Below are 20223 nucleotides of genomic sequence, written 5' to 3' on the forward strand. Positions count from 1 at the left end.
CCATCCTTTCCATCCATCCGCAAGCAGAGGAACGAACATGACCATCAACACCAGCAGTGCCCGCCAGACGACGAACGTGGACCCGAATCTCAGCCTCAACCCGGTGTTCGTGCGGCCCGGCGAGGCGACCACGTTCGAGAAGTTCCGGATGCCCGACGGCCCGAGCCTCCCGTCGACGGCGTATCAGATCGTGCACGACGAGGCGATCCTCGACGGCAACTCGCGCCTCAACCTGGCGACGTTCGTCTCGACCTGGATGGACGACGAGGCCAAGAAGCTCTACACCGAGGCCGCCGACAAGAACATGATCGACAAGGACGAGTACCCGGCGACCGCGGCGATCGAGGACCGCTGCTGGCGCATCCTCGCCGACCTGTGGCACGTGCCCGACACGAAGGACACGATCGGCACCTCGACGATCGGTTCGTCGGAGGCTTGCATGCTCGGCGGGCTGGCGCTCAAGCGGATCTGGCAGGAGAAGCGCGCGGCCGAGGGCAAGCCGGCGGACAAGCCGAATCTGATCATGTCCGCGGCCGTCCAGGTGGTGTGGGAGAAGTTCTGCAACTACTGGGACATCGAGGCGCGCTACGTCCCGGTCAGCCCCGATCACATCATCCTCGACGGGTACAAGCTCGAGGACTACGTGGACGAGAACACGATCGGCGTGGTCGCCATCCTCGGCCAGACGTTCACGGGGTTGTACGACGACGTCGTCGCGATCGCGGCGGCGCTCGACGCGATCCAGGAGAAGACCGGACTCGACGTCAAGATCCACATCGACGGCGCGTCGGGCGCGATGGTGGCGCCGTTCTGCCAGCCCGAGCTGGAGTGGGACTTCGCCGTCACCCGGGTCAACTCGATCAGCACCTCGGGTCACAAGTACGGCCTCGTCTACCCGGGCGTCGGGTGGGTCGTCTGGCGGAACACCGTGGTGCTCCCGGAGAGCATGATCTTCCACGTCAGCTACCTCGGCGGCGACATGCCGACGCTCGCGCTCAACTTCTCGCGACCGGGGGCACAGGTGCTGCTGCAGTACTACCAGTTCCTCCGCCTCGGCAGAGAGGGCTACCGCCAGGTGCAGCAGAACTCGATCGACGTCGCGACCTACCTGTCGGCCGAGATCGCCGACGTCGGCCCGTTCGAGCTCGTGAGCCGCGGTGACACCATCCCGGTGTTCGCCTGGGTGCTCAAGGACGGCTACACCGACAAGTGGAGTCTGTACGACCTGGCCGACCGTCTGCGGATGAAGGGGTGGCTCGTCCCGGCCTATCCGATGGCGGACGACATGGCCGACGTCGTGCTCCAGCGCATCGTCGTCAAGGTGGGGCTCAGCCGCGATCTCGCGACGGCCCTGCTCTCCGACATCAAGGGCGAGGTCGAGTTCCTCGACGCCCTCGAGATGCCGCTTCCGCGAATGGCGGACAGCGGATCGCACTTCCACCACTGAGGCGCCGTCCGACGAGGAGAGATCACGACCGTGTCCCAGCTCGAATCGGACGTCGGCGGGCGGAGGCCGCTCGCCGCACTCGTCCCCACCCTCACCAAGCAGTGCTGGGGCTTCATGATCGGATCGGCGCTGTTCGCGCTGGGGTCGGCGCCCGGTTTCGGGCAGTGGGCCGGGGCCTCCACCTCGAATCTCTGCTACTTCTTCGGCGCCTGGTTCTTCACCTTCGCCGCTCTGCTGCAACTGCTCATGAGCGGCAGGGCCACCGTCCCCGTCTCGTACGGGTCGGGCACGATGGTGCGCGCCGCCTGGCTCGCCGCGGCGACCCAGTTCTTCGGCACGTTGCTGTTCAACGTCAGCACGTCGGCTGCGATCGGAGCGAAGGCGATCGAGACCGAGAAGCACCTCGTCTGGACACCGGATGCCGCCGGATCCGTCGCCTTCCTCATCAGCGGCGTGTTCGTCCTCGTGGCCTTCGCCCGCACGGATCGTTTCTGGAATCCGCGGTCGATCGACTGGTGGTCGGGGCAGATCAACTTCCTCGGCTGCGTCGCCTTCGGGGTGTCCGCCGTCGGCGCGTACATCCTGGCGAACGGCGATGCGAAGAACGACGCGCTCGCCAACGGCGGCACCTTCATCGGCGCCCTCTGCTTCTTCTTCGCCTCCCTGATCGTCCTGCCGCTGTGGCGGGCGCGCGCCCCACTTCAGGGGAATGACATTGAGGAATAGCGTACGGATCAACCGCGAGAACGGAGGAACCGTCATGTTCCACTTCCAAGAGACCGCTCGCGTGATCGCGTCCCATGTGGCGGAGGGACGCAATGTGCGGCTGGTGGGGGGCGCCGGGAGCGGACGCACCAGCACGCTGCGCTACGCCGCCCGCTTGATCGAGGCACGTGGGCTCGAGGTGCTGCGCACTCCGGAAGTGTCAAGGCCTCCTCAGGTGCCCGGCTTCGCCGTGGCAAGCCTCCAGCTCGGCCCGAAAGAGGATCGTCGCAGTCCGCTCGATCTGGCCCTCGCCAGCCGGCGGGCCCTGCTCGAGTCGCCCGGGCTCATCCTCCTCATCGACAATGCCGACCTGCTGGACACGGTGTCGCTCGAGATCCTGGATTCCGTCACGCCTCCACTCACGAGTGTGCGAGTCGTGCGCACCGGCGATCTGCGCAGCAAGCCGATCTGGCCCGAGGTGACCATCGCGATGCCCGAACTGGGTTTCGAGGAGGTCGCCGAGCTCCTCCGGGAGGTCCTCGACGGGGAGAGCCCGGCCGCGTCGCTCACGGCCCGGATCCTGTCGAAGTCGGGCGGCAATCCGGAGCTGGCGATCGCCATCGCCGAGTCATCGCTGATGTCGGGGCTGCTCCAGCGGGAGGACGGCCTCTGGCGTCTGGCGTCGCGATCGCTCTGGAACGATCACCTCGTGCCTCTGGTCCGCTGGCGCATCCGCGACCTGGCGCCGGAGGGGCTGACGGTGCTGCGCTCGCTCTCCCTCGACGGCCCGACGCAGTTCGCCGGCCCGTCGTTCGACGGTCACGATGAGCACACCTCGGCCCTGATCGCTCGCGGCCTCCTCCGGGTCGTCGACGTGACGCCGACCGAGCGGCTCGTGCACGTGTGGCCGCCGCTCGTCGCCGATCTCTTCAAGTACGAGCGCAGCGCTGCCGCCGACAACTCCCCCGGCGCGTTCCACCCGGTCTCGTGGGCCCCGACCGCCTCCGCGACGGCCCGCATCTTCCAGCTCGCGGCCGACGTCGACGCGGCCGAGCGCTTCCGCCAGTGGGAGCTGACGCCGACGACCGACGCGGCGACCAAGTACGTCGCCCGGGCGACGGGCAACTCGTTCGACCGGGCGAACGCCGAGGAGGTCTTCGCCCACACATCGCATGTGAATGCGAGCCGCGATCAGCTGTTCCTCTTCGAGTTCCAGCGCGCGCAATGGCTCGCCCTCGAGCGCGACGACCTGGATGCGGCGCTCGACGTCATGGACGGGATCGCGCACAACGATCCCGCGGAGCACTCGCGTGCTCGAGCGGGATCCCTCCTCCTCCGCGCCTTCCTCGACGCCATTCCCGCCGATTTCGCCGACCAGCTCGCCGACGGTCGCGGTCACGATCTCACGGGGTTCACCGACAACGCCCTCGCGTGCCTCCACCTGTTCAGCGGAGACATGGACCAGGCTCGGGCGGCACTGCCGGATGGTCACGGCCGCCCGGGTCAGTGGCAGGGCCCTGGCATCCTCTCGCCCTTGATCACCGCCTATTCCGGCGATCTGCGCGGCGGGTACGCCGAGGCGTTGGCGCAGCGCGATCGCGCCCTGCTCGACAAGGACCGCACCGGCTACGTCGCCGCCTCGTACGTCGGAATCCTGGCCAGCATGTTCTCCGGCCGCATGGCGCAGGCGGAGGACGTCATCAGCTCGGCGCTGGGGCTCGCGCCGGTGACGATGTTCGCGCGCCCCATCTTCGGCGCGATCCTCAACCTCGCTTCCACGATCGCCCGCATCACCCGACGGGATTCGCCGGTGGTCGACGCGTTCTCCCGTGACGTGGCCAACTACGCAGCCTACGCCGGGCCACTGCATGCCACGGGCTCCGATCTCACTCCCAGCGTGACGATGGCGGGCAACGACCGCGCGGCGTTCGACCGCAGCGTCGCCGCCGGGGTCCGGCTGCGGAGGTCTCGCGGATACATCTCAGCAGCGTGGACGACCGCGGTCTCGGCGGCGTGCTTCGACACCGGCGACGAGGTCGTGACGCAGATCGAGGAGTTGTCGCACACCGCTCCGATCGCCCTGTTCGCGAACAGTGCCCGTGCCGTGAGCGCCGTACGTCACCGCCGGGTCGACGACCTGAGGGCCCTCGTGATGGGTGGCGGCATCGGTCAGGACGCCCAGCTCCTTGCGCAGATCGTCCGTGCGGGTCAGCGCCGCGCGATGGCGGAGTCGCATTCACGCATCGCCGAGGACTTGGAGCCCATCGCCCGCCGCCTGGAAGATCTCTCGGAGAGCCCGATCGGCCCGGTCTTCGCCACACTGGACGCCGGAGAGCGCCTGAGTCCCCGCGAACGCGAGATCGCGCTGCTTGCCGGGAGCATGACGAACGCGCAGATCGCCGCCCGGCTGAACATCAGCGTCCGCACCGTGGAACACCACATCTCCAACGGGCTGCACAAGGTCGGCCGGCAGACCAGAGGAGAGCTCGCGAGCGCCGCCTCGGAGGACGAGACCTGAGGGGACGACGATGCCCCGCCAGTGGAGTTCACTGGCGGGGCATCGATTGGTGTCACGGTACGCGACCTGTGCGGCCGCTCCGTGGGGTTACTGCTGGGCGGCCTCGCGGCGACGACGGATCAGCAGGAACGATCCAGCCGCGGCGAGCAGGGCCAGGGCCGTACCGCCGGCGATGGTCGGATCCATCAGCGGGGTGCCCTCCTCACCACTGACCACGACGACAGCGCCAAGGTCGATGTCCTGCGGCTCGTTGCCCGGGACGGTGATGGTGGCGGTGATGTTGTTCGGGCCCTCGGTCAGACCAGTCACCGGGGTGGACCAGTCGCCGTTGCCGTCGACGGTGGCCTCACCGATGACGGTGCCGTCCTGGTCGGTCAGCACGATGGTGGTGCCGGGCTCACCCGTACCGGTGAACACAGTGCCCTCGGTGATCGAGTTGTCGCCCGTGCCGAGCGTCGGGGACACGACCACGAAGTCGGCCACCTGCGGGGTGTCGTCGATGATCTGGAGGTTGTCGAGGACGACGGTCTGGTCGCCGGCGGTGACGGTGATCGGGGCAGAACCCTCGGGAACCTTCACACTCGTGGTCCAGTTGCCGTCCTTACCGACGGTGGTCTCGCCGAGGACGGTGCCGTCCTTGTCGGTGATGGTGACCTTCTCGTCCGGCTGCCCCTTGCCGGTGAACTCGGCACCGTTCGTGCCGATCGTGGCGTCCGCCTTCGGGGTGGTGACCTCGAGCTTGGCGATCACGTTCAGATCCTCGATGGTGACGGTCTGGTCGCCGGCCTCGATGGTGATGCTGCCGCCGCCGGGGAGGGGGACGGTGAGGTCCCACGAACCGTCGGGGTTGACCGTGGTCTCGCCGATGGTCTTGCCGTCGTTGTCCTTGATGACGACCGTCTCGCCGGGCTGGCCGGTGCCGTCGAAGGTCACATCCGGACCCACGATGGTGGCGCCGCCCTGCGGGGTGGTGACCACCAGAGCAGCGGTGTCATCGACAACCGTGACCTTGTCGAGGACAACCGTCTGGTCGCCGGCGGTGACGGTGATCGGGGCGGAACCTTCGGGGACCTTCACGCTGGTGGTCCAGTTGCCGTCCTTTCCGACGGTGGTCTCGCCGAGAATGTTGCCGTCCTTGTCGGTGATGGTGACCTTCTCGTCCGGCTGACCCTTGCCGGTGAACTCGGCACCGTTGGTGCCGATCGTGGCGTCCGCCTTCGGCGTGGTGACCTCGAGCTTGGCGATGACGTTCAGATCCTCGATGGTGACGGTCTGGTCGCCGGCCTCGATGGTGACGCTGCCGCCACCGGGGAGGGGGACGGTGGTGTTCCAGCTGCCGTCGGGGTTGACCGTGGTCTCGCCGATGGTCTTGCCATCGGCGTCCTTGATGACGACCGTCTCACCGGGCTGACCGGTGCCATCGAACGTCACATCCGAACCCACGATCGTGGAGCCACCCTGCGGAGTGGTGACCACCAGAGCAGCGGTGTCGTCTACGACGTTCACCTTGTCCAGAACAACGGTCTGGTCGCCGGCAGTGACGGTGATCGGGGCAGAGCCCTCGGGAACCTTCACACTCGTGGTCCAGTTGCCGTTGCCGTCGACCGTGGTTTCACCAAGAACGTTGCCGTCCTTGTCGGTGATGGTGACCTTCTCGTCCGGCTGACCCTTGCCGGTGAACTCGGCACCGTTGGTGCCGATCGTGGCGTCCGCCTTGGGGGTGGTGACTTCGAGCTTGGCGATGACGTTCAGGTCCTCGATGGTAACCGAACGGGTGTCCGTCGCGACCGTGGCCGAGGTGGATCCCTCCGGCAGAACGACCGTGACCGTGTATGAACCATCGCCAGCGGCGACCGTCGACCCGACCGGGTTACCGCCCGCGTCCTTGATCGTGACCGTCGCACCCGGCTCCGCCGTGCCCGCGAACTCCACGCCCGCACCCACCACAGTGGACCCGGCCTTCGGTGTGGTGACGACCAGCGGAGCGCTGTCATCGATCACGAGCAACGTCAGCGGCTCCGTCTTCGTACCCGACGCGAACGACAACGAGGCGATTCCCTCGGGAAGCGTCAGACGCATCGTCCACGCGCCAGCGCTGTCGGCGATCGCCGAACCGATCGACACACCTGCGTTGGACACCTCCACGGTCGCATCCGGTCGCGCCGTGCCCTTGACGGTCACCCCTGACATTCCGACCGTCGCACCAGTCGTCGGCGTGTCGATCGTGAGCACATCGACCTGGACTTCCTGGTACCCCCTGATGCTCCAGTAGCTGACCTGGTCGGCCTTCACACCGAGTGTGATCAGGGTATTAGCGGATGCGTTCGAAGCCATTCTGAGATATGCGTTCGGATACGTGACAGATGCGTAAGTGTAATTGGAACCGAAGGAACCCGCTCCCCTGCCCGTCAAGAACGCCTGGGCGTCTGAGCCGTCGCACGTCGCCCAGGCAAGGGTAGTGGCGCTGTTCGCCTGAAGGCAGCTTCCATCTCGGCCCCAGTTCTCGATCTTGATCGGCCCCGTCGTACCGACTGCCGGCCGCGACCAGATCACCCTGCTCGCGTCAGCGAGCCATGTAGCGTCCGGGACTGCATTCACGTTCGCCTTCACGGGCTGGTTGATCGTCAGCCCCATGTAGTGGCCCATCGAGCCGACGAGTCGGTCGCCTTGGACAGCGGCGTTCGCCGGGGTTGCGGCGACGAACGCGCCTGCGCTCAGCGCTGCGATCATCCCGGCCGCGGCGAGGCCGCGTCCGAGCTTTCTGGACTTCTTCAATTGCTTTCCTTTCATCGGGAGTGCCGGCGTGGCCGACTGAGAGCGCCGCACGGGTGCGGCTGGAGCTTCTACGCGGTGTGCGCCCGTCGGGCGGACCGGACAGCGAAGAAGAAGAACGTGAGCACACCGGCGACGGCGACGATCATCGCGGCGCTGCCGAGCGGGTGGTCGAGAGGGTGCGCCCCCTGCTGGGCCGTGGAGCCCATGTACAGGGCGGTAAGAACCAGTCGCGCCTGGTTGAGGATCAACAGCGCCACCACACCGAGAACGCTGATGGTCAGGACCCGGGGGGCCGGAATCCGGCCCGTGAGGGCGAGCAGGCCACCGACGATCGCGACGGCGCCCACGAAGAACGCACTGCCGCTGACCACGGTGGCCTGGGCGGCGAACCAGCCGTGCCCCATCGTGAACCCGATCACAGGGTCACCGGCGTTCGACGCGAACATCGTGCCACTGGCGAACAGCGACCCGACCAGAGAGGTTGCGGCCTGCGTCTCAACAACACGGATTGCCTGCTCGAACAGGACGGCCAGGACTCCGGCGACGACCAGCGCCGACCCGGTGATCCACCGCGACGCGGTACTGCGGGTTCGGGCAGCGCCGGATGCGGCTCTCGACGCCGACGGAGTCTTCGACTGCAGGATCGTTGACATGGATATTTCCCCTTACGGTGGCAGTCGACTCGCGGGCACGGTCGAACTACGGGAGCGCGGCGCGTACCGCGCTCGCGGAGGTGGTGAATTAGTGGAGCCCCGGACTTGAGACGAGCCCAGACGCCGCGGTGCGGCCAGCTGCAGCACGGAAGAGCAGCGGAGTGGTGCACAACCCGACGTCAAAAATGCGTCGAGGCGGCTATCAGGTCAGTTGCTCGAGTGAGTACCGCACAGGGGTGCGGCCGTGACATAGTGCAGAGCAGCGCCCCCGAAAGTGGCAGGAGTGACTCGGGGTGCAGGAGATGTCGGCAGGCAGCCGGAATTGTTCTTCACGTCGTCCTCGGTTTCGGGTTCTAGGAATGGGCAGCAGCGAGCGCCTGTCGGGATCGTGCGGTTAGGTGATCCCTCCCGAATGGAACTGCGGGAGATATGACAAAGCGAAGTTTGCGTCTACAAAAACGTACGAGCACGCGCAGCCGAACGCCGGTGTCGAACGCTGCACCTCAGTGATCGAGACGTCGCAATTGAGGGGCGCGGGACGCACATTTGCGTAGCCAGGCCCGACCGGGCAAGCAGTCCTCCATCACCGAGGCGATCACCGATATATACCGACATACGGCCACTGGCCTCGGAGATCTGCAACCGGAGTACGGAGACGGAAGATCCGGTCCACAACCTCGATTCAGACGCACGTGCTGATCCCGTCCGACCCGTTCTGGGTGACAGCACGACCGGACTTCCACTCGTTCCCCGACGATCGAGGAAGCGCTGGCCACCATCCCGCCGCCGGCGTCACTCACCCGACGAGGAGAGTGCCCATGACGAACGAGCCCACCACCCAGCAGACCCGCCGATCGGCCGAGGGCGCCACCCGAAAGACCCCGCCGAGGGAGCGTACCCGCGCCCGGGCGTCGCGACGTACGACCTCAAGGCCGGCGAGTGCTTCACGGCCGCGACCAGCTCGATCACGCCGGGCGTCCCCACGATCGACTGCGGACAGCCGCACACGGGCGAGGTCTACAACGCCACCGGGCTGACGGGCAGCGCCTATCCCGGCAAGGGCGTGATCGTGGAGGCCGCCTCGAACGAGGCGGGGGCGTCGTCGTTCCGACGGCCGGTGCGACCGGAAGTGGTTATGGGGAGGCCGACCCCGGCCGCACCGGGCGGGACCGGTCGCCGCCGAAGGGTGCGGTCCCGCTCGCCGAGACTCCCATCCGACAAGCGCAGTCCCGGAACTCTGCGACGGAGTTGGGTGGTGGCGCCGCTCCACCACGAGTATTCGGCCCACGCATAGGTGCCCCAGGACGACCCGCCTAGGGCACGAATCCGGATCCCGTTCCGCAACCCGGGCCGATCGAGCGCGAGATCGCGGCACGGCTGTACCCATTCCTCCGCACTTCGGCACCCGTCGCGACCCGAGCCGGCACCGGCCCGCTCCCGACTACGAGATTCTGTGCCCACGACGAATCGACCTGGGGAGGCTTCGCGATGACGACGACAGATGGGTACACCGGGCTGCTGCCCAGCAAGAACAGCGAGATCCACCTCGTCCGCTGGGTGAGGAAGGACGGCAACTGGGCGGCCGAGACGCTGTTCGTCACCTACAAGGGCTTCACGGGCGACCACTGGGCCGTCCGGTCCCACCGAACCGAGATGCTTCTCCCGTGCGACGAGTGGCAGATCTTCGCAGTCTGACGGGTGCACTGCGGAGGATGCACCCGTCTTGTACGGCATTCCGCGTCACTACCTACGGGGCATATGATGCCGTCCTCAGTAGGTCGACGACCTCGCCGGTAGGTTGTGGCGGGCCACACGGAACACCGGACGAGAGGGACTGACGTGACGACACGGGAACAGTTGCTGAATCAGGCTCTCGACATCATCGAATCCGGCTCCTCCATCAGCATCGTGGGTACACGCGGGAGCGGACGCTCCACCTTCGTCCGACGGTTGATCGACCACTATGCAGCACGCGGCTGGCGCGTCCTCGAGGTGAAGGGAGTGGCATCCTTCAGCGAGTACCCGCTGCTCGCGCTCTCGCTGGCCGGGGTCGAGTCCGCCCGCGAAGCACGCGTGTCGGCGATGCCGGGCGTCGTCGAAGACCTCGTGCAACTCCTGCCGCCCCCGTACTCGCTGCTCGTCGTCGACGACTGGGACGACCTCGACGAGGTCAGCTGGGGCGCGATCGCGTACCTGCGCTCGACCACGCCGATCCCTCTGGTCGTCACCCGCCTGGCGAACCGCATCGCCCGCGACACCCCCACCGGCCTCAAGACCTCGACCCTCGACCGCCTGTTCGAGATCCGCCTTCCGGCGATGCGCTACGACGAGATCGAGAACGTGCTCCAGCGCAGCCTCGGTCAGCCGCCGGACCCCGCGACGCTCTCCCGCATCTACGCCAAGTCGGGCGGCATCTCCGGCATCGCCGTCGCCCTGGCGGAAGCGGCACGACGCGAAGGCAAACTGGAGCTCAAGGACGGCATGTGGACGGCGTCCCACGATCTGTGGTCCCCGTCGCTCAATGCCCTGATGGAGTCGTTGCTGATCGGTCTCGAACCGGAGCAGCGCGCCCTGCTCGAGGTGCTCGCCATGGGCGGGATCAACGAACTCGAAGCCGTCACCGGCGTGGCGACGGCCGGTGAAGTGGAACGACTCGAGCAGCTCGGGCTCATCGAACTGTACGGTTCCGCGGACCGCGTGATCATCGGGGTCAGGCCACCGGTCCTGGCCGAGTACTTCCGCCACACCCCGAGTCCTGCGCGGAGCAGCCGGCTGCACGACCGGTTCGGATCCCTCCTGAACGACGACGACTTCGGCTATGACGACGCGCTCGGCGGCGAACGCAACCTGGTGCCCCAGTTCGTCCGCCTCATCAACGAACGCGTCCGGACGGGCGTCATCGCGCGGCACGACACGTGGGAGCGGCAGGGCACGCTGCCGGCCTTCATCGCCTACGCCGAAGTCATGATGGTGTCGACGGCGAGCGTCGAGGAGCTCGACGAGGTCTTCGCCGCGGGCGAAGCCGTCACAGGCGAGGAGGAGGCGGAAGTGCGTCGTCACATCCTCTTCGCCGAGCATCTCGCGTACACACGCGGCGAATCTCAGAAGGGCATCGACCTCCTCCAGGGCCTCGCCGAGCAATACCCCTCGTTCGGGCCGATCCTGGTGGCGCGGGCGGCGGAGATCTCCGCGGATCTCCTCGTCGTTCCCGACCCGCTGACCCTGCCCGACCCCGCCCTCCCCGGCCTGCGGCCGTCCGTGAAGGTCGCGCTGCATCGCGCCCGCGCCTACCTGCACATGCTCCGGGGCGACATCGCACAAGCGTTCTGGCACGTGCACGCGTACGAGTACCACTCGGATCCGCTGGCCGACGCCCAGGCGGCGACGATCGCCGGCATGTGCCTGATCATGAACGGCGACACCGCCGCGGTCCACGTCCTCGCCGCGAAAGGAATGGAGGAGGCACGCCGCGCGCTCGACCCGATCTCCATGCGGGCATACGGGAACCTCAGCGCCTTCGCCTCGATGCTCGACGGACGCTACGACCACGTCCAGCAGATCCTCGACGCCGTGCTGCCCCTTGGCGAGCCGTTCCAGTGGCCGCCGTCCGCGCAGCTCTCGCTGATGAACATGGCGAGCGTCGCCGCCAGCCGGCAGGGGCGACGCCGGGTCGCGCTGCAGCGCATCGCGGACGCCGACACCCTGTCGATGCCCGACGGCGCGCTGCCCGGGAGTGCACGCGGGTGGGCGCGCACGCAGTCGGCGGCGGCGGAGGGGCGACTCGACGACGCGATCGCCATCGCCATCCAGACCGGTGACGAGCTCTGGGACCGCTGTGCTCGCCTCGCGGCGGCGATGGCCTACGTCGCTGCCGTCGAGCTCGATCCGAACCCGACCATCCTGGAACGCGTACGAGAACGGGTCGAACAGGTCGAAGCGCCGGTGCTGCAACTCCAGGTCCACTACCTGAAGGCGCTCGTCGCGGATGACCGCCACGGGCTCCTCAGCACCGCCGAAGAACTCGAGAAGAACGGCCGGTTCGGACTCGCACTGAACGCCTACGAGCGAGCGGCGTCCGCCGCCGACCATGCAGGAGCCACGGCCGACGCCCGCGCTGCGCGATCCCGTCGCAAGCGACTGCTGAACGCACTGCCTGCGGACGAGTACGACGCCATCCGGTGGGGACCGCGATACATCGACCTCACCTCGCGCGAAGAGGAGATCGCCCTCCTCGCCTCCGACGGACTCACCAATCAGCAGATCGCCAACGAGCTGATCCTCTCGGTGCGCACCGTCGAGAGCCACCTCCTGCGCGCGATGAAGAAGATCGGCGTCGATCGGCGCACCCTCCTGCGCGAGTACTTCGAGAACGAAGTCTCGGACTGACCGGTCTCGACCCCCTCGTCTGCTGAACGGCACCGTTTCAGCTACTCGAGAGGCACTATCCGGCTACGGAGATCGCGGGAAAGCCCACGCAGAGCGGCCGTTTCGTGTTCGAGAGTAGAGGCACGTCAGTCGCGATACGGAGTTCGGGTACCACTCCGCGGCGACGTTTGCGTATTCGGACTAACGGGTGGTCCGTGCGCTTGAGAGGTCGGCTGTCCCTCCCTTGGGCAGCCGGCCTCTCCACTCCTTGAACCCGAACCGGACTGAACCCGAACCGTACTCCCACCCGCACCCGCTGATCACCCTCCCGGCCCCTCGCTCCACTGCGGCCGATGCGCGACCCGACACACCCGTCCCTCCCGCGCACCCGACTGAGAGGAATCCCCCATGCCCGCCACCCCCCACGGCATCGCCATCGTGCTCGGAACCCGCCCCGAGATGGTCAAGCTCGCCGGAATCGTCCACGCTCTCGGCTCCGAGAGCCGCGTCTTCCACACCGGCCAGCACTACGACCCGGCCCTCTCCGGATCCGTCTGGGACGCTCTCGGCCTCCCCGAGCCCGAGGCGGTCCTCTCGGTCGGCGGCAGCGGCCGGGCTGCTCAGATCGCCTCCACGCTGAAACAGCTCGACACCGTCTTCACCGCCCGGCCGCCGAAGGCCGTCGTCGTCCAGGGCGACACCAATGCGGGTCTCGCCGGCGCCCTCGCCGCGAACGCCCTCGACATCCCCCTCGTACACGTGGAGGCCGGTCTGCGCAGCTTCGACCGCGCCATGCCGGAAGAGCACAACCGGGTGATAATCGACCACATCGCCGATCTGCTCTGCGCGCCCACCGCCACCAACGTCGAGAACCTGCGCGCCGAGCAGATCCCAGCGGAGCGCATCGTGCTGACGGGCAACACCGTCGTCGAGGCCGTGCAGGCGCAGCTGCCGTCGTCGGCCGTCACGGACACCGTGCTCCACGCCCACGGGCTCAGCGCCGACCGCTACGTGCTCACGACCATCCACCGCCCCGAGAACACCGACGACCCGGTGGCTCTCGCGACGATCCTGACGGAGCTCACGACCCTCAGTCTCCCGGTCGTCCTCCCCCTCCATCCGCGCACCCGCGCACGGATCCACGCCTTCGGGCTCGATCCGCTGCTCGAGGGGCTGCGGGTGATCGACCCGGTGACACCTCCCGAGTTCCTCGCGCTCGCGGCCTCCTCAGCCGTGCTGGTCTCCGATTCGGGCGGGGTGCAGGAGGAGTGCAGCGTGCTCAAGCGTCCCCTGCTCGTCGTGCGCGCCTCCACTGAGCGCCCGGAGGTGATGGGATCGTTCGCCGACCGCGTGCTGCCCGGACCTCAGATCTCGGAGATCGTCGAGCGCTGGATCGCCGACCTCGCAGAGACGCACGCGACGCTCGCCGCACTCCCCAGCCCGTACGGCGACGGATCCGCGTCCGAGACCATTGCGCGCGAGATCCGCCGACTCGTGAGCGCACCGATGGAGGACCGCCGCGCGGCCTGAGCCGCATCTCGACGTACGGGCGTCACGGTCGGCCGGCGCTCGAATGCTTCCCTGTGCCGAGGTCGACGTACGACGCCCGCCGCTGGGAAGGCTCGGCTCGCCAGCGCAGGATCGCGGCGCAGCAGATGGCTCCGGCTGACCCCGCGAGCGCAGCCGCAGCGATGAGGAGGACGCTTCCCGCGGCGTCCTCGCCGTCGGGAAGCAACGGAATACCGATCAGGACCTGAGCGAGCGCCACGAGGCAGAAGAGCCCGACGGCCCCGAAGAGAGCGCCGACAACTCCGACGGCGACCTTCTGCGGGCGGGTCATGACGTCGGGACAGCAGAAGCGGCCGCGGGATCGTCGATGAGCTGGAACGCGGCCACGAGCGGGCCGTGGTCGCCGCGCCCGTCGCACAGGCATCCGACCCGGATCGGCTCGCCCGACAGCTGACTGATGTAGACCTCGGCGTGCACGGCGGTCATCCCCTCGAAGCGACGTGATCCGCACGCGGGCACGTGCGGTCCGCCGAGTTTAGGAGGGCGTGACCCGAACGGAAGTGGCGCGCCGCCCGATCGCAGTAGTCCTCGCTCCGGACCTGGGTAGCCCGCTGCGTCAACCGCGGGATTCCTGCCCGATGACAGGGAGGGACGGTCCTGCGCGCCCGGTACCGTTGACGACATGGACACCTCCCTCGACACCCTGAAGGACGAACTCAGCCGCCGCGGTCTGATCACCGCGCCCGAGATCGAGGGCTCCTTCGTGTACGGCCCGGCGCACTTCTCCGCCGTCGGCGGGGAGGTGATGCTCAACGTCGACCCCGAGATCGAGGAGCGGGAAGCACCCGACGTCGGAGGGCTCTGCGAGAAGGTCGGTCGCCTGCTGGCCCTCTCGGCGACCGCCTGGCGCGAAGTGATCGAGGCAGCGGCATCCGAGATCGAGGAGGCCGTCGGTCCCGAGCCGATCGCCGAGCCGACGGACCTGCGCGACGACCTGGAGCTGAAGTCGATGGTCGTCTTCGTCGACGCCGTACTGCTCTCGTTCGATGCGCCTCGGCAGTTCCCCGACAGCGTGATCCGGGTCCTCCTCGACGAGGATCTGGTCTTCGACGACGTGGAGGTCGACGAGCGCGACGACGACCACGGCGACGTGCTCACCTTCGGGAGTCTCGACGAGCTGCTCGATCACCTGTCGTCGGGAGCGAGCTCCACTGCGGACGAGAAGAACCGTTCGGACGATTCGGGGACCGGCACGACCGTGTAGGCGACTCCGGGCGAGAGGTGCCCTGCCAGTACACGTCTCGACAGGGCCTCCCACGTGAGCACGTCGAGCGGTGGACTGGGAGGACACCGAGACGAAGGAGCGCAGCCGTGCGTGGAGTCATCATGAACGCCCCCGGAGTCGTCAGCGTCGTGGAACGCGACGACCCGACGATCCTCGAGCCGACGGATGCGATCATCCGACTGACGGCCACCTGCATCTGTGGGTCGGACCTGTGGCCGTACCGCGGCGTCGATCACGCCGACCATTCCCCGATGGGGCACGAGTACGTCGGGGTGGTCGAGGAGATCGGAACGGACGTGACGACCGTGAAGCCCGGCGACTTCGTGGTCGGCTCGTTCGTCGCATCCGACAACACCTGCGAGATCTGCCGGGCCGGCTATCAGTCGCGCTGCGTCCACAACGTGATGATGGGCGCGATCGGCACACAGGCCGAGAAGGCGCGCATCCCCCTCGCCGACGGGACCCTCGTAGCCACACCCGGACAGCCCGACGCCGACCTCATCCCGTCGCTGCTGGCCGCCTCGGACGTGCTCGGCACGGGGTGGTTCGCCGCCTCCGCCGCCGAGGTGGGGCCCGGGAAGACGGTCGTCGTCGTCGGCGATGGAGCGGTCGGTCTGATGGGAGTCCTGGCGGCCAAGCAGCTCGGCGCGGAGCGCATCATCGCCATGTCGCGGCATGCCGACCGTCAGGCGCTCGCCCGCGAGTTCGGCGCGACCGACATCGTCGAGGAGCGTGGCGATGACGGCGTGGCGAAGATCAAGGAGCTCACCGGCGGCCTCGGCGCCCATTCGGTGATCGAAGCGGTCGGCACCCAGGAGTCCCTGCTGCAGGCGATCCGCTCGACGCGACCGGGCGGTCATGTCGGATTCGTCGGCGTCGCGCACGACGGCGTCGCCCTGCCTGCCGACGAACTGTTCTTCTCCGAAGTGCACCTGCTGGGCGGCCCGGCACCCGTCCGGCGCTTCCTGCCCGAGCTCATCCGCCTGATCTGGGACCGCGAGATCGATCCGGGCCGCGTCTTCGACCTCGCGTTGCCCCTCGACCGCGCAGCCGAAGGGTACGACGCTATGGATCGACGGCTCGCGACGAAGGTCCTCCTCACGTTCTGAGACTCCCCCTCAAGGAAAGGAACACCCCATGAACATCGAACCCCGCACCCCGACCGTGAAGAACACGCCCGACAAGTTCCAGGGCGATGTCTGGGTGGACGCCATCGTGACGCCCCACGATGGCGACCAGCGCGCGACGGCCGCCATGGTCCGCTTCGCTCCCGGCGCACGGACCGCGTGGCACAGCCACGCCCGCGGGCAGTACCTGCGCGTCACCCAGGGCGTCGCCCGGTTCGGCGACTGGGACGGCACCGTGATCGAAGTGCACCCGGGCGAGACCCTCTACACGCCTCCCGGACAGGACCACTGGCACGCGGCCGCCCCGGACTGCTTCATGGAGCACCTCGCGGTCCTGGAGGCCGCCGACGACCCGGCCGCGACGACGACCTGGAAAGAGCACATCACAGACGCCGAGTACGACGGTCGCGGAGCATGAGGGATCACCCCCAGTACAAGCGCCGTGACCGCAATCGGATCATCCGCAGCGCCTAAAAGCCGGGCCTGAGCACCCGGCGGCCCCGAGGGGCGCCCGAGACTGTGACCTCTGGAGGTTACAGAGGGTGCGCGGCAATCGGGACGTTCGCGCATCGGGCTGGATGAGCACATTCCCCCGGTGCTCATCCGGCCCGTCCGAGTATCCGGCCCGTCCGCTCGTCAGGCCTTGCTGCCGCGGCGGAGCCAGCCGACGATCGCGGTGATCACGAAGAACACCAGGCCCAGGATGGCCAGCCAGAGCAGACCCTTGACGGCGAAGCCGAGGACGGCGAGGACGGCCCAGACGATGAGGAGGACGATGATGAGTGCGAGCATGGCTCAGCCTTCTTTCTTCACGGTGTTCTTCTAGGCGAGGGAAGCGGTCTCGGGCTCCGCCGCGACGGACGCGGCGGTCCCGTGGTTCAGGAACCAGCGGGCGTAGACGGCGAGCTGAGCACCCTGCAGGGTGGGGAACACTCCCAGATCCTGACCGGTCGCTCCCGTCCCGACGAATCCGTCGGTGCCCAGGTCCACCATTCCGAGGTAGTCGCTGGGTGTCTCAGCGACCCAGAGTCCGTCGACGGGCGTGTGCCATTCGACGCGCGACGTCTCCTGGAATTCGCTGCTCATGGGGACTCCTTCTCGGTGGCGATACCTTTCGATCATCGGGACTCGGCGCTGACGCGGCAACTTTCGGCCGAGGGGTTGATCGGTCGTTCGAGCGATGGTATTCGCGGGCCGAGCTAGGCTCGCACCATGCCCGCAACGGAATCGGCCGACTGGCGACCGATCGTGGCCGCCCTCGCCAACGTCGAGACGCGCCGCCTGTTCGCCGAGATCGAGCTCGGCGCCGATCTCGAGTCGGCAGGTGCTGGCCTCAGCCCCTCGCGGCGGCAGCGTGCGCTGGACGCGTTGACGCGGGCGGGGCTCGTCGCGGTCGTCGACGGGAGCGTCGCGGTCGTCGGCGAGCGATTCGTCCGCGCCCTCCGCGATGCGCCGGCGCGGCCTGCGCGCACCGGCGTCGACCGCTTCCTCGACGCGGAGGGCCGGATCGACCGATTCCCCTCGTCCGCGGCCGATCGCGACGCGTTGCTCCGGCACATCGCGGCACAGGTCCTGCCCCACGGCGAGGCGGTCGGCGAGGCCGAGCTCGGCGAACGCCTCGCCCGGTTCGGCGACGACACCGCTGCCCTGCGTCGCCACCTGGTGGATGCCGGGATCCTCGGCCGGACCGCGTCCGGGTCGTCCTACACCCGTATCACCGGGGACTGAGACTGTCGGGAGGGCGCGGTAGCGTCCCGCCATGACCACGATCCACCCGGTCGGCTGCGCGCTGTGCGGGGCGCCGGCGCACCCGGGCGCGCCGCTCCCGCTGTGCCTGATGCATCTGCTGGAGGCGCACGACTGGGTCGCCGGCGACGTCGGGGTGACCGATCTGCTCCCGGCGCCCTGTGCGTTCTGCGGCTCACGGCTCGGGGTGCGCTACCCGTCCGGCTGGCTCTGCGCGGTCTGCGAATGGCGCGTCGGCGAGCCGCCCCCGGAGGCTGCGGCCGCCTCCCGTGTCGACGTCGTCTACTACCTGCGATATCGCGATCGGATCAAGATCGGGACGACCGCCAACCCCGCCCGGCGCTTCGCCTCCCTCCCGCACGACGAGGTGCTCGCGTTCGAGCGCGGCGACCGGCTGCGGGAGCACCAGCGGCACGAGGAGTTCGCCGAGCTGCGCATCCCGGGCACCGAATGGTTCGAGACGGACATCCGGTTGCTGCGACACATCGCGGGCCTCCGCGCCGCTGCCGGCGACCCGTGGGCACTGCTCGCGCGATGGCGGAGCGCCCACGCCGCCGGGGCCCGCTAGCGCATTCCGTCGGCGCAGGCGGACCCCGGTACGGCTGCTACGTCGCCCATGACGGATCGATCCCGGCTGCCGATAGCGGAGGGAGTGGACGAGCTCGTCCACCGTTGTCGTCCCCTCCTCTACCCGAAGGATCAGCCGTGTCCCATCCCTTCACCACCGTGGGTGTCCCCCGCGTCGTCGTCGCCTCGTTCTGGATCTGGATCGCCAGCGCGGCCCTCGGTCTGCTGTCGTTCTTCATCGGCCTCCCGGCCCTGCTCGCCAGCCCGGCGGTGAGCGCCCCGACCGGCCCCGGGATCGTGATCGGCGGCATCGGAGGCGCCGTCATCGGTTCGCTGCTGCGGGTGTTCCTCGGGCTGTTCCTGCTGCGCGGTGCCGGATGGGCGCGGATCGTGCTCACGATCATCGGCGCCCTCGTGCTGCTCGGCCTCGTCGCCAGCATCGCGGTGGGCGATCTGATCGGCCTGCTGAGCGGCATCGCCGTCGTCGTGGCGGCCGTGCTGATGTGGCTGCCGTCCGCTCGCCCCCACTTCCGTCGCGCATGACCGCCGCGCAGACCGAGCCGGCGGCACCGGCTTCCGCATCGGCGAGACGACGGGTGCCGTACTCTCCCGATCCGCGCGTGCGCTGGGGGCTTCCCGCAGCACTCAGCGCGGTGGTCGCCGTCGCGGTCGTGTGGATCGCGCTCGTCGCGATCGTGAAGGCCGCCTCCCTCGATGCGGATGCCGCGAGTCTGATCGTCTGGGTCGTCACGTACGGCGCAGTGATCGTCGCGGCCGTGTTCATCACGAAGAACCGCGGCTCGGGCTCTCTGCGCGTCGACTACGGTCTGGCCTTCCGCTGGTACGACGTGTTCATCGGGCTCGGCACGGGTGTGGGCCTCATCGTCGTCACCGCCCCGATCAGTGCGATCATCGAGGCCCTCTACGGCGAGACGAGCACGTCGAACGACCAGGCGGCGTCCTCCGACGGGATCTGGCTCGTGGTCAACGGCTTCATCGCCGTCGCGGTGGTCGCCCCGTTCTGCGAGGAGCTCCTGCTGCGCGGCCTGGTGCTGCGCGGGATCCGCAACAGCATGCTCCGTCGCTCGACGGACGAGCCGACCCGCGGCGCCCGACGGACGGCCGCCGTCGTCGCCGTGCTCGGCAGTGCCGTGCTGTTCGCTGCGCTCCACCTGCACGAAGGCATCGGCAGCCCGGTCACGATGACCAACCTGGGCGTGGTCACGTTCTGCCTCGGCCTGGTGAACGGCGTCTACGCCGCACGCACCGGTCGCCTGGGGCCGGGCATCTGGACCCACGTGTTCTTCAACCTGGTCACCACCACTCTCATGACGGTGCGCGCCCACTCCTGAGTCCGCACACCGCCCGATGCGACGAGTCGCGGGGGGGGGGGGGGGGCCCCCCCCCCCCCCCCCCGGGGGGGGGGGGGGGGGGGGGGGGGGGGGGGGGGGGCGCCCCCCCCCCCCCCCCCCCCGGCTCGCTGGCCCTGGCCTTCCGGCTGTTCGCCACCGACGAGCTCCGGGTGC

General features: G+C 68.6%; 19 protein-coding genes. 13 read left to right on the top strand and 6 right to left on the bottom strand.

Features of this window, described 5'->3' with window-relative positions; all coding sequences use genetic code 11:
* Window positions 1-37: 37 nt before the first annotated feature.
* From ACFVU2_RS01115 to ACFVU2_RS01125, 3 genes are read left to right on the top strand one after another with little or no spacing between them, the layout of a single operon-like run.
* On the top strand, window positions 38-1447 hold the full coding sequence (locus tag ACFVU2_RS01115) for a glutamate decarboxylase (RefSeq protein WP_387869987.1): 1410 nt from the start codon (window positions 38-40) through the stop codon (window positions 1445-1447).
* A gap of 30 nt (window positions 1448-1477) precedes the next feature.
* On the top strand, window positions 1478-2173 hold the full coding sequence (locus ACFVU2_RS01120) for a hypothetical protein (RefSeq protein ID WP_387869988.1): 696 nt from the start codon (window positions 1478-1480) through the stop codon (window positions 2171-2173).
* Between the two features lie 34 nt (window positions 2174-2207).
* Window positions 2208-4670, top strand: a complete 2463-nt coding sequence (locus ACFVU2_RS01125) for a LuxR C-terminal-related transcriptional regulator (protein ID WP_387869990.1) — start codon at window positions 2208-2210, stop codon at window positions 4668-4670.
* Between the two features lie 87 nt (window positions 4671-4757).
* On the opposite strand, the gene ACFVU2_RS01130 is transcribed toward ACFVU2_RS01125, so the two are convergent.
* The gene (locus ACFVU2_RS01130) at window positions 4758-7004 is read right to left on the bottom strand and encodes an Ig-like domain-containing protein (protein ID WP_387869992.1); all 2247 of its coding nucleotides are present in this window, start codon (window positions 7002-7004) and stop codon (window positions 4758-4760) included.
* 509 nt (window positions 7005-7513) lie between these two features.
* Entirely contained in the window at window positions 7514-8098 is a 585-nt protein-coding gene (locus tag ACFVU2_RS01135) for a hypothetical protein (protein WP_387869994.1), read from the bottom strand.
* A gap of 1488 nt (window positions 8099-9586) precedes the next feature.
* Between ACFVU2_RS01135 and ACFVU2_RS01140 the strand changes: the two genes are divergently transcribed.
* The 3 genes from ACFVU2_RS01140 to wecB all read left to right on the top strand — a co-directional run bounded on the left by ACFVU2_RS01140 (window position 9587) and on the right by wecB (window position 13993).
* A complete protein-coding gene (locus ACFVU2_RS01140) occupies window positions 9587-9793 on the top strand; it encodes a hypothetical protein (protein WP_387869996.1) in 207 nt (68 codons plus the stop codon).
* Window positions 9794-9937: 144 nt separating this feature from the next.
* Window positions 9938-12484 (top strand): LuxR C-terminal-related transcriptional regulator, encoded by a 2547-nt coding sequence (locus ACFVU2_RS01145; protein ID WP_387869999.1) that lies wholly within the window; start codon window positions 9938-9940, stop codon window positions 12482-12484.
* Between the two features lie 387 nt (window positions 12485-12871).
* Window positions 12872-13993, top strand: coding sequence for a non-hydrolyzing UDP-N-acetylglucosamine 2-epimerase (gene wecB / locus ACFVU2_RS01150; RefSeq protein ID WP_387870000.1), 1122 nt, complete (start codon window positions 12872-12874; stop codon window positions 13991-13993).
* Window positions 13994-14015: 22 nt separating this feature from the next.
* Here wecB and ACFVU2_RS01155 read toward each other — a convergent pair whose 3' ends face one another.
* Both ACFVU2_RS01155 and ACFVU2_RS01160 read right to left on the bottom strand, forming a co-directional pair.
* Window positions 14016-14303 (bottom strand): hypothetical protein, encoded by a 288-nt coding sequence (locus tag ACFVU2_RS01155; RefSeq protein ID WP_387870002.1) that lies wholly within the window; start codon window positions 14301-14303, stop codon window positions 14016-14018.
* The gene (locus tag ACFVU2_RS01160; RefSeq protein ID WP_387870004.1) at window positions 14300-14458 is read right to left on the bottom strand and encodes a hypothetical protein; all 159 of its coding nucleotides are present in this window, start codon (window positions 14456-14458) and stop codon (window positions 14300-14302) included. Before ACFVU2_RS01160 ends, ACFVU2_RS01155 begins: the two co-directional genes overlap by 4 nt.
* Window positions 14459-14654: 196 nt before the next feature.
* Here ACFVU2_RS01160 and ACFVU2_RS01165 point away from each other — a divergent pair, with 196 nt between their 5' ends.
* The 3 genes from ACFVU2_RS01165 (at window position 14655) to ACFVU2_RS01175 (ending at window position 16802) form a co-directional block, all read left to right on the top strand.
* Window positions 14655-15236 carry a cytochrome C5 gene (locus tag ACFVU2_RS01165; RefSeq protein WP_387870005.1) on the top strand — a complete coding sequence of 194 codons (582 nt, stop codon included), beginning with the start codon at window positions 14655-14657 and terminating at the stop codon, window positions 15234-15236.
* A gap of 107 nt (window positions 15237-15343) precedes the next feature.
* A complete protein-coding gene (locus tag ACFVU2_RS01170; RefSeq protein WP_387870007.1) occupies window positions 15344-16366 on the top strand; it encodes a zinc-dependent alcohol dehydrogenase family protein in 1023 nt (340 codons plus the stop codon).
* 28 nt (window positions 16367-16394) lie between these two features.
* Window positions 16395-16802, top strand: a complete 408-nt coding sequence (locus ACFVU2_RS01175; protein ID WP_387870009.1) for a cupin domain-containing protein — start codon at window positions 16395-16397, stop codon at window positions 16800-16802.
* A 218-nt stretch (window positions 16803-17020) separates the two neighbouring features.
* Here ACFVU2_RS01175 and ACFVU2_RS01180 read toward each other — a convergent pair whose 3' ends face one another.
* Together ACFVU2_RS01180 and ACFVU2_RS01185 are read right to left on the bottom strand one after the other, a co-directional pair.
* Entirely contained in the window at window positions 17021-17176 is a 156-nt protein-coding gene (locus ACFVU2_RS01180; protein WP_387870011.1) for a hypothetical protein, read from the bottom strand.
* A 30-nt stretch (window positions 17177-17206) separates the two neighbouring features.
* On the bottom strand, window positions 17207-17470 hold the full coding sequence (locus tag ACFVU2_RS01185; RefSeq protein ID WP_387870013.1) for a hypothetical protein: 264 nt from the start codon (window positions 17468-17470) through the stop codon (window positions 17207-17209).
* A gap of 126 nt (window positions 17471-17596) precedes the next feature.
* Between ACFVU2_RS01185 and ACFVU2_RS01190 the strand changes: the two genes are divergently transcribed.
* From ACFVU2_RS01190 to ACFVU2_RS01205, 4 genes are all read left to right on the top strand, one after another.
* Window positions 17597-18112: a DUF2087 domain-containing protein gene (locus ACFVU2_RS01190; RefSeq protein ID WP_387870015.1), complete on the top strand. Its 516-nt coding sequence runs from the start codon at window positions 17597-17599 to the stop codon at window positions 18110-18112.
* 31 nt (window positions 18113-18143) lie between these two features.
* Window positions 18144-18698: a GIY-YIG nuclease family protein gene (locus ACFVU2_RS01195; RefSeq protein WP_387870016.1), complete on the top strand. Its 555-nt coding sequence runs from the start codon at window positions 18144-18146 to the stop codon at window positions 18696-18698.
* Between the two features lie 137 nt (window positions 18699-18835).
* On the top strand, window positions 18836-19240 hold the full coding sequence (locus tag ACFVU2_RS01200; RefSeq protein WP_387870017.1) for a hypothetical protein: 405 nt from the start codon (window positions 18836-18838) through the stop codon (window positions 19238-19240).
* Window positions 19237-20049: a type II CAAX prenyl endopeptidase Rce1 family protein gene (locus ACFVU2_RS01205; protein WP_387870019.1), complete on the top strand. Its 813-nt coding sequence runs from the start codon at window positions 19237-19239 to the stop codon at window positions 20047-20049. The genes ACFVU2_RS01200 and ACFVU2_RS01205 overlap by 4 nt, the downstream gene beginning before the upstream one ends.
* The last annotated feature ends 174 nt before the right edge of the window (window positions 20050-20223 follow it).

Source organism: Leifsonia sp. NPDC058194 (assembly GCF_042883605.1).
In the GTDB taxonomy this organism is placed as follows: domain Bacteria; phylum Actinomycetota; class Actinomycetes; order Actinomycetales; family Microbacteriaceae; genus Leifsonia.

Bases quoted from the DNA above. Each gene is read 5' to 3' on its own strand.
- ACFVU2_RS01115 (WP_387869987.1), top strand. From the start codon at position 38: ATGACCATCAACACCAGCAGTGCCCGCCAGACGACGAACGTGGACCCG.
- ACFVU2_RS01195 (WP_387870016.1), top strand. From the start codon at position 18,144: ATGACCACGATCCACCCGGTCGGCTGCGCGCTGTGCGGGGCGCCGGCG.
- ACFVU2_RS01175 (WP_387870009.1), top strand. From the start codon at position 16,395: ATGAACATCGAACCCCGCACCCCGACCGTGAAGAACACGCCCGACAAG.
- ACFVU2_RS01155 (WP_387870002.1), bottom strand. From the start codon at position 14,303: ATGACCCGCCCGCAGAAGGTCGCCGTCGGAGTTGTCGGCGCTCTCTTC.
- ACFVU2_RS01125 (WP_387869990.1), top strand. From the start codon at position 2,208: ATGTTCCACTTCCAAGAGACCGCTCGCGTGATCGCGTCCCATGTGGCG.
- wecB (WP_387870000.1), top strand. From the start codon at position 12,872: ATGCCCGCCACCCCCCACGGCATCGCCATCGTGCTCGGAACCCGCCCC.
- ACFVU2_RS01190 (WP_387870015.1), top strand. From the start codon at position 17,597: ATGCCCGCAACGGAATCGGCCGACTGGCGACCGATCGTGGCCGCCCTC.
- ACFVU2_RS01140 (WP_387869996.1), top strand. From the start codon at position 9,587: ATGACGACGACAGATGGGTACACCGGGCTGCTGCCCAGCAAGAACAGC.
- ACFVU2_RS01185 (WP_387870013.1), bottom strand. From the start codon at position 17,470: ATGAGCAGCGAATTCCAGGAGACGTCGCGCGTCGAATGGCACACGCCC.
- ACFVU2_RS01180 (WP_387870011.1), bottom strand. From the start codon at position 17,176: ATGCTCGCACTCATCATCGTCCTCCTCATCGTCTGGGCCGTCCTCGCC.
- ACFVU2_RS01205 (WP_387870019.1), top strand. From the start codon at position 19,237: ATGACCGCCGCGCAGACCGAGCCGGCGGCACCGGCTTCCGCATCGGCG.
- ACFVU2_RS01160 (WP_387870004.1), bottom strand. From the start codon at position 14,458: ATGACCGCCGTGCACGCCGAGGTCTACATCAGTCAGCTGTCGGGCGAG.
- ACFVU2_RS01165 (WP_387870005.1), top strand. From the start codon at position 14,655: ATGGACACCTCCCTCGACACCCTGAAGGACGAACTCAGCCGCCGCGGT.
- ACFVU2_RS01130 (WP_387869992.1), bottom strand. From the start codon at position 7,004: ATGGCTTCGAACGCATCCGCTAATACCCTGATCACACTCGGTGTGAAG.
- ACFVU2_RS01135 (WP_387869994.1), bottom strand. From the start codon at position 8,098: ATGTCAACGATCCTGCAGTCGAAGACTCCGTCGGCGTCGAGAGCCGCA.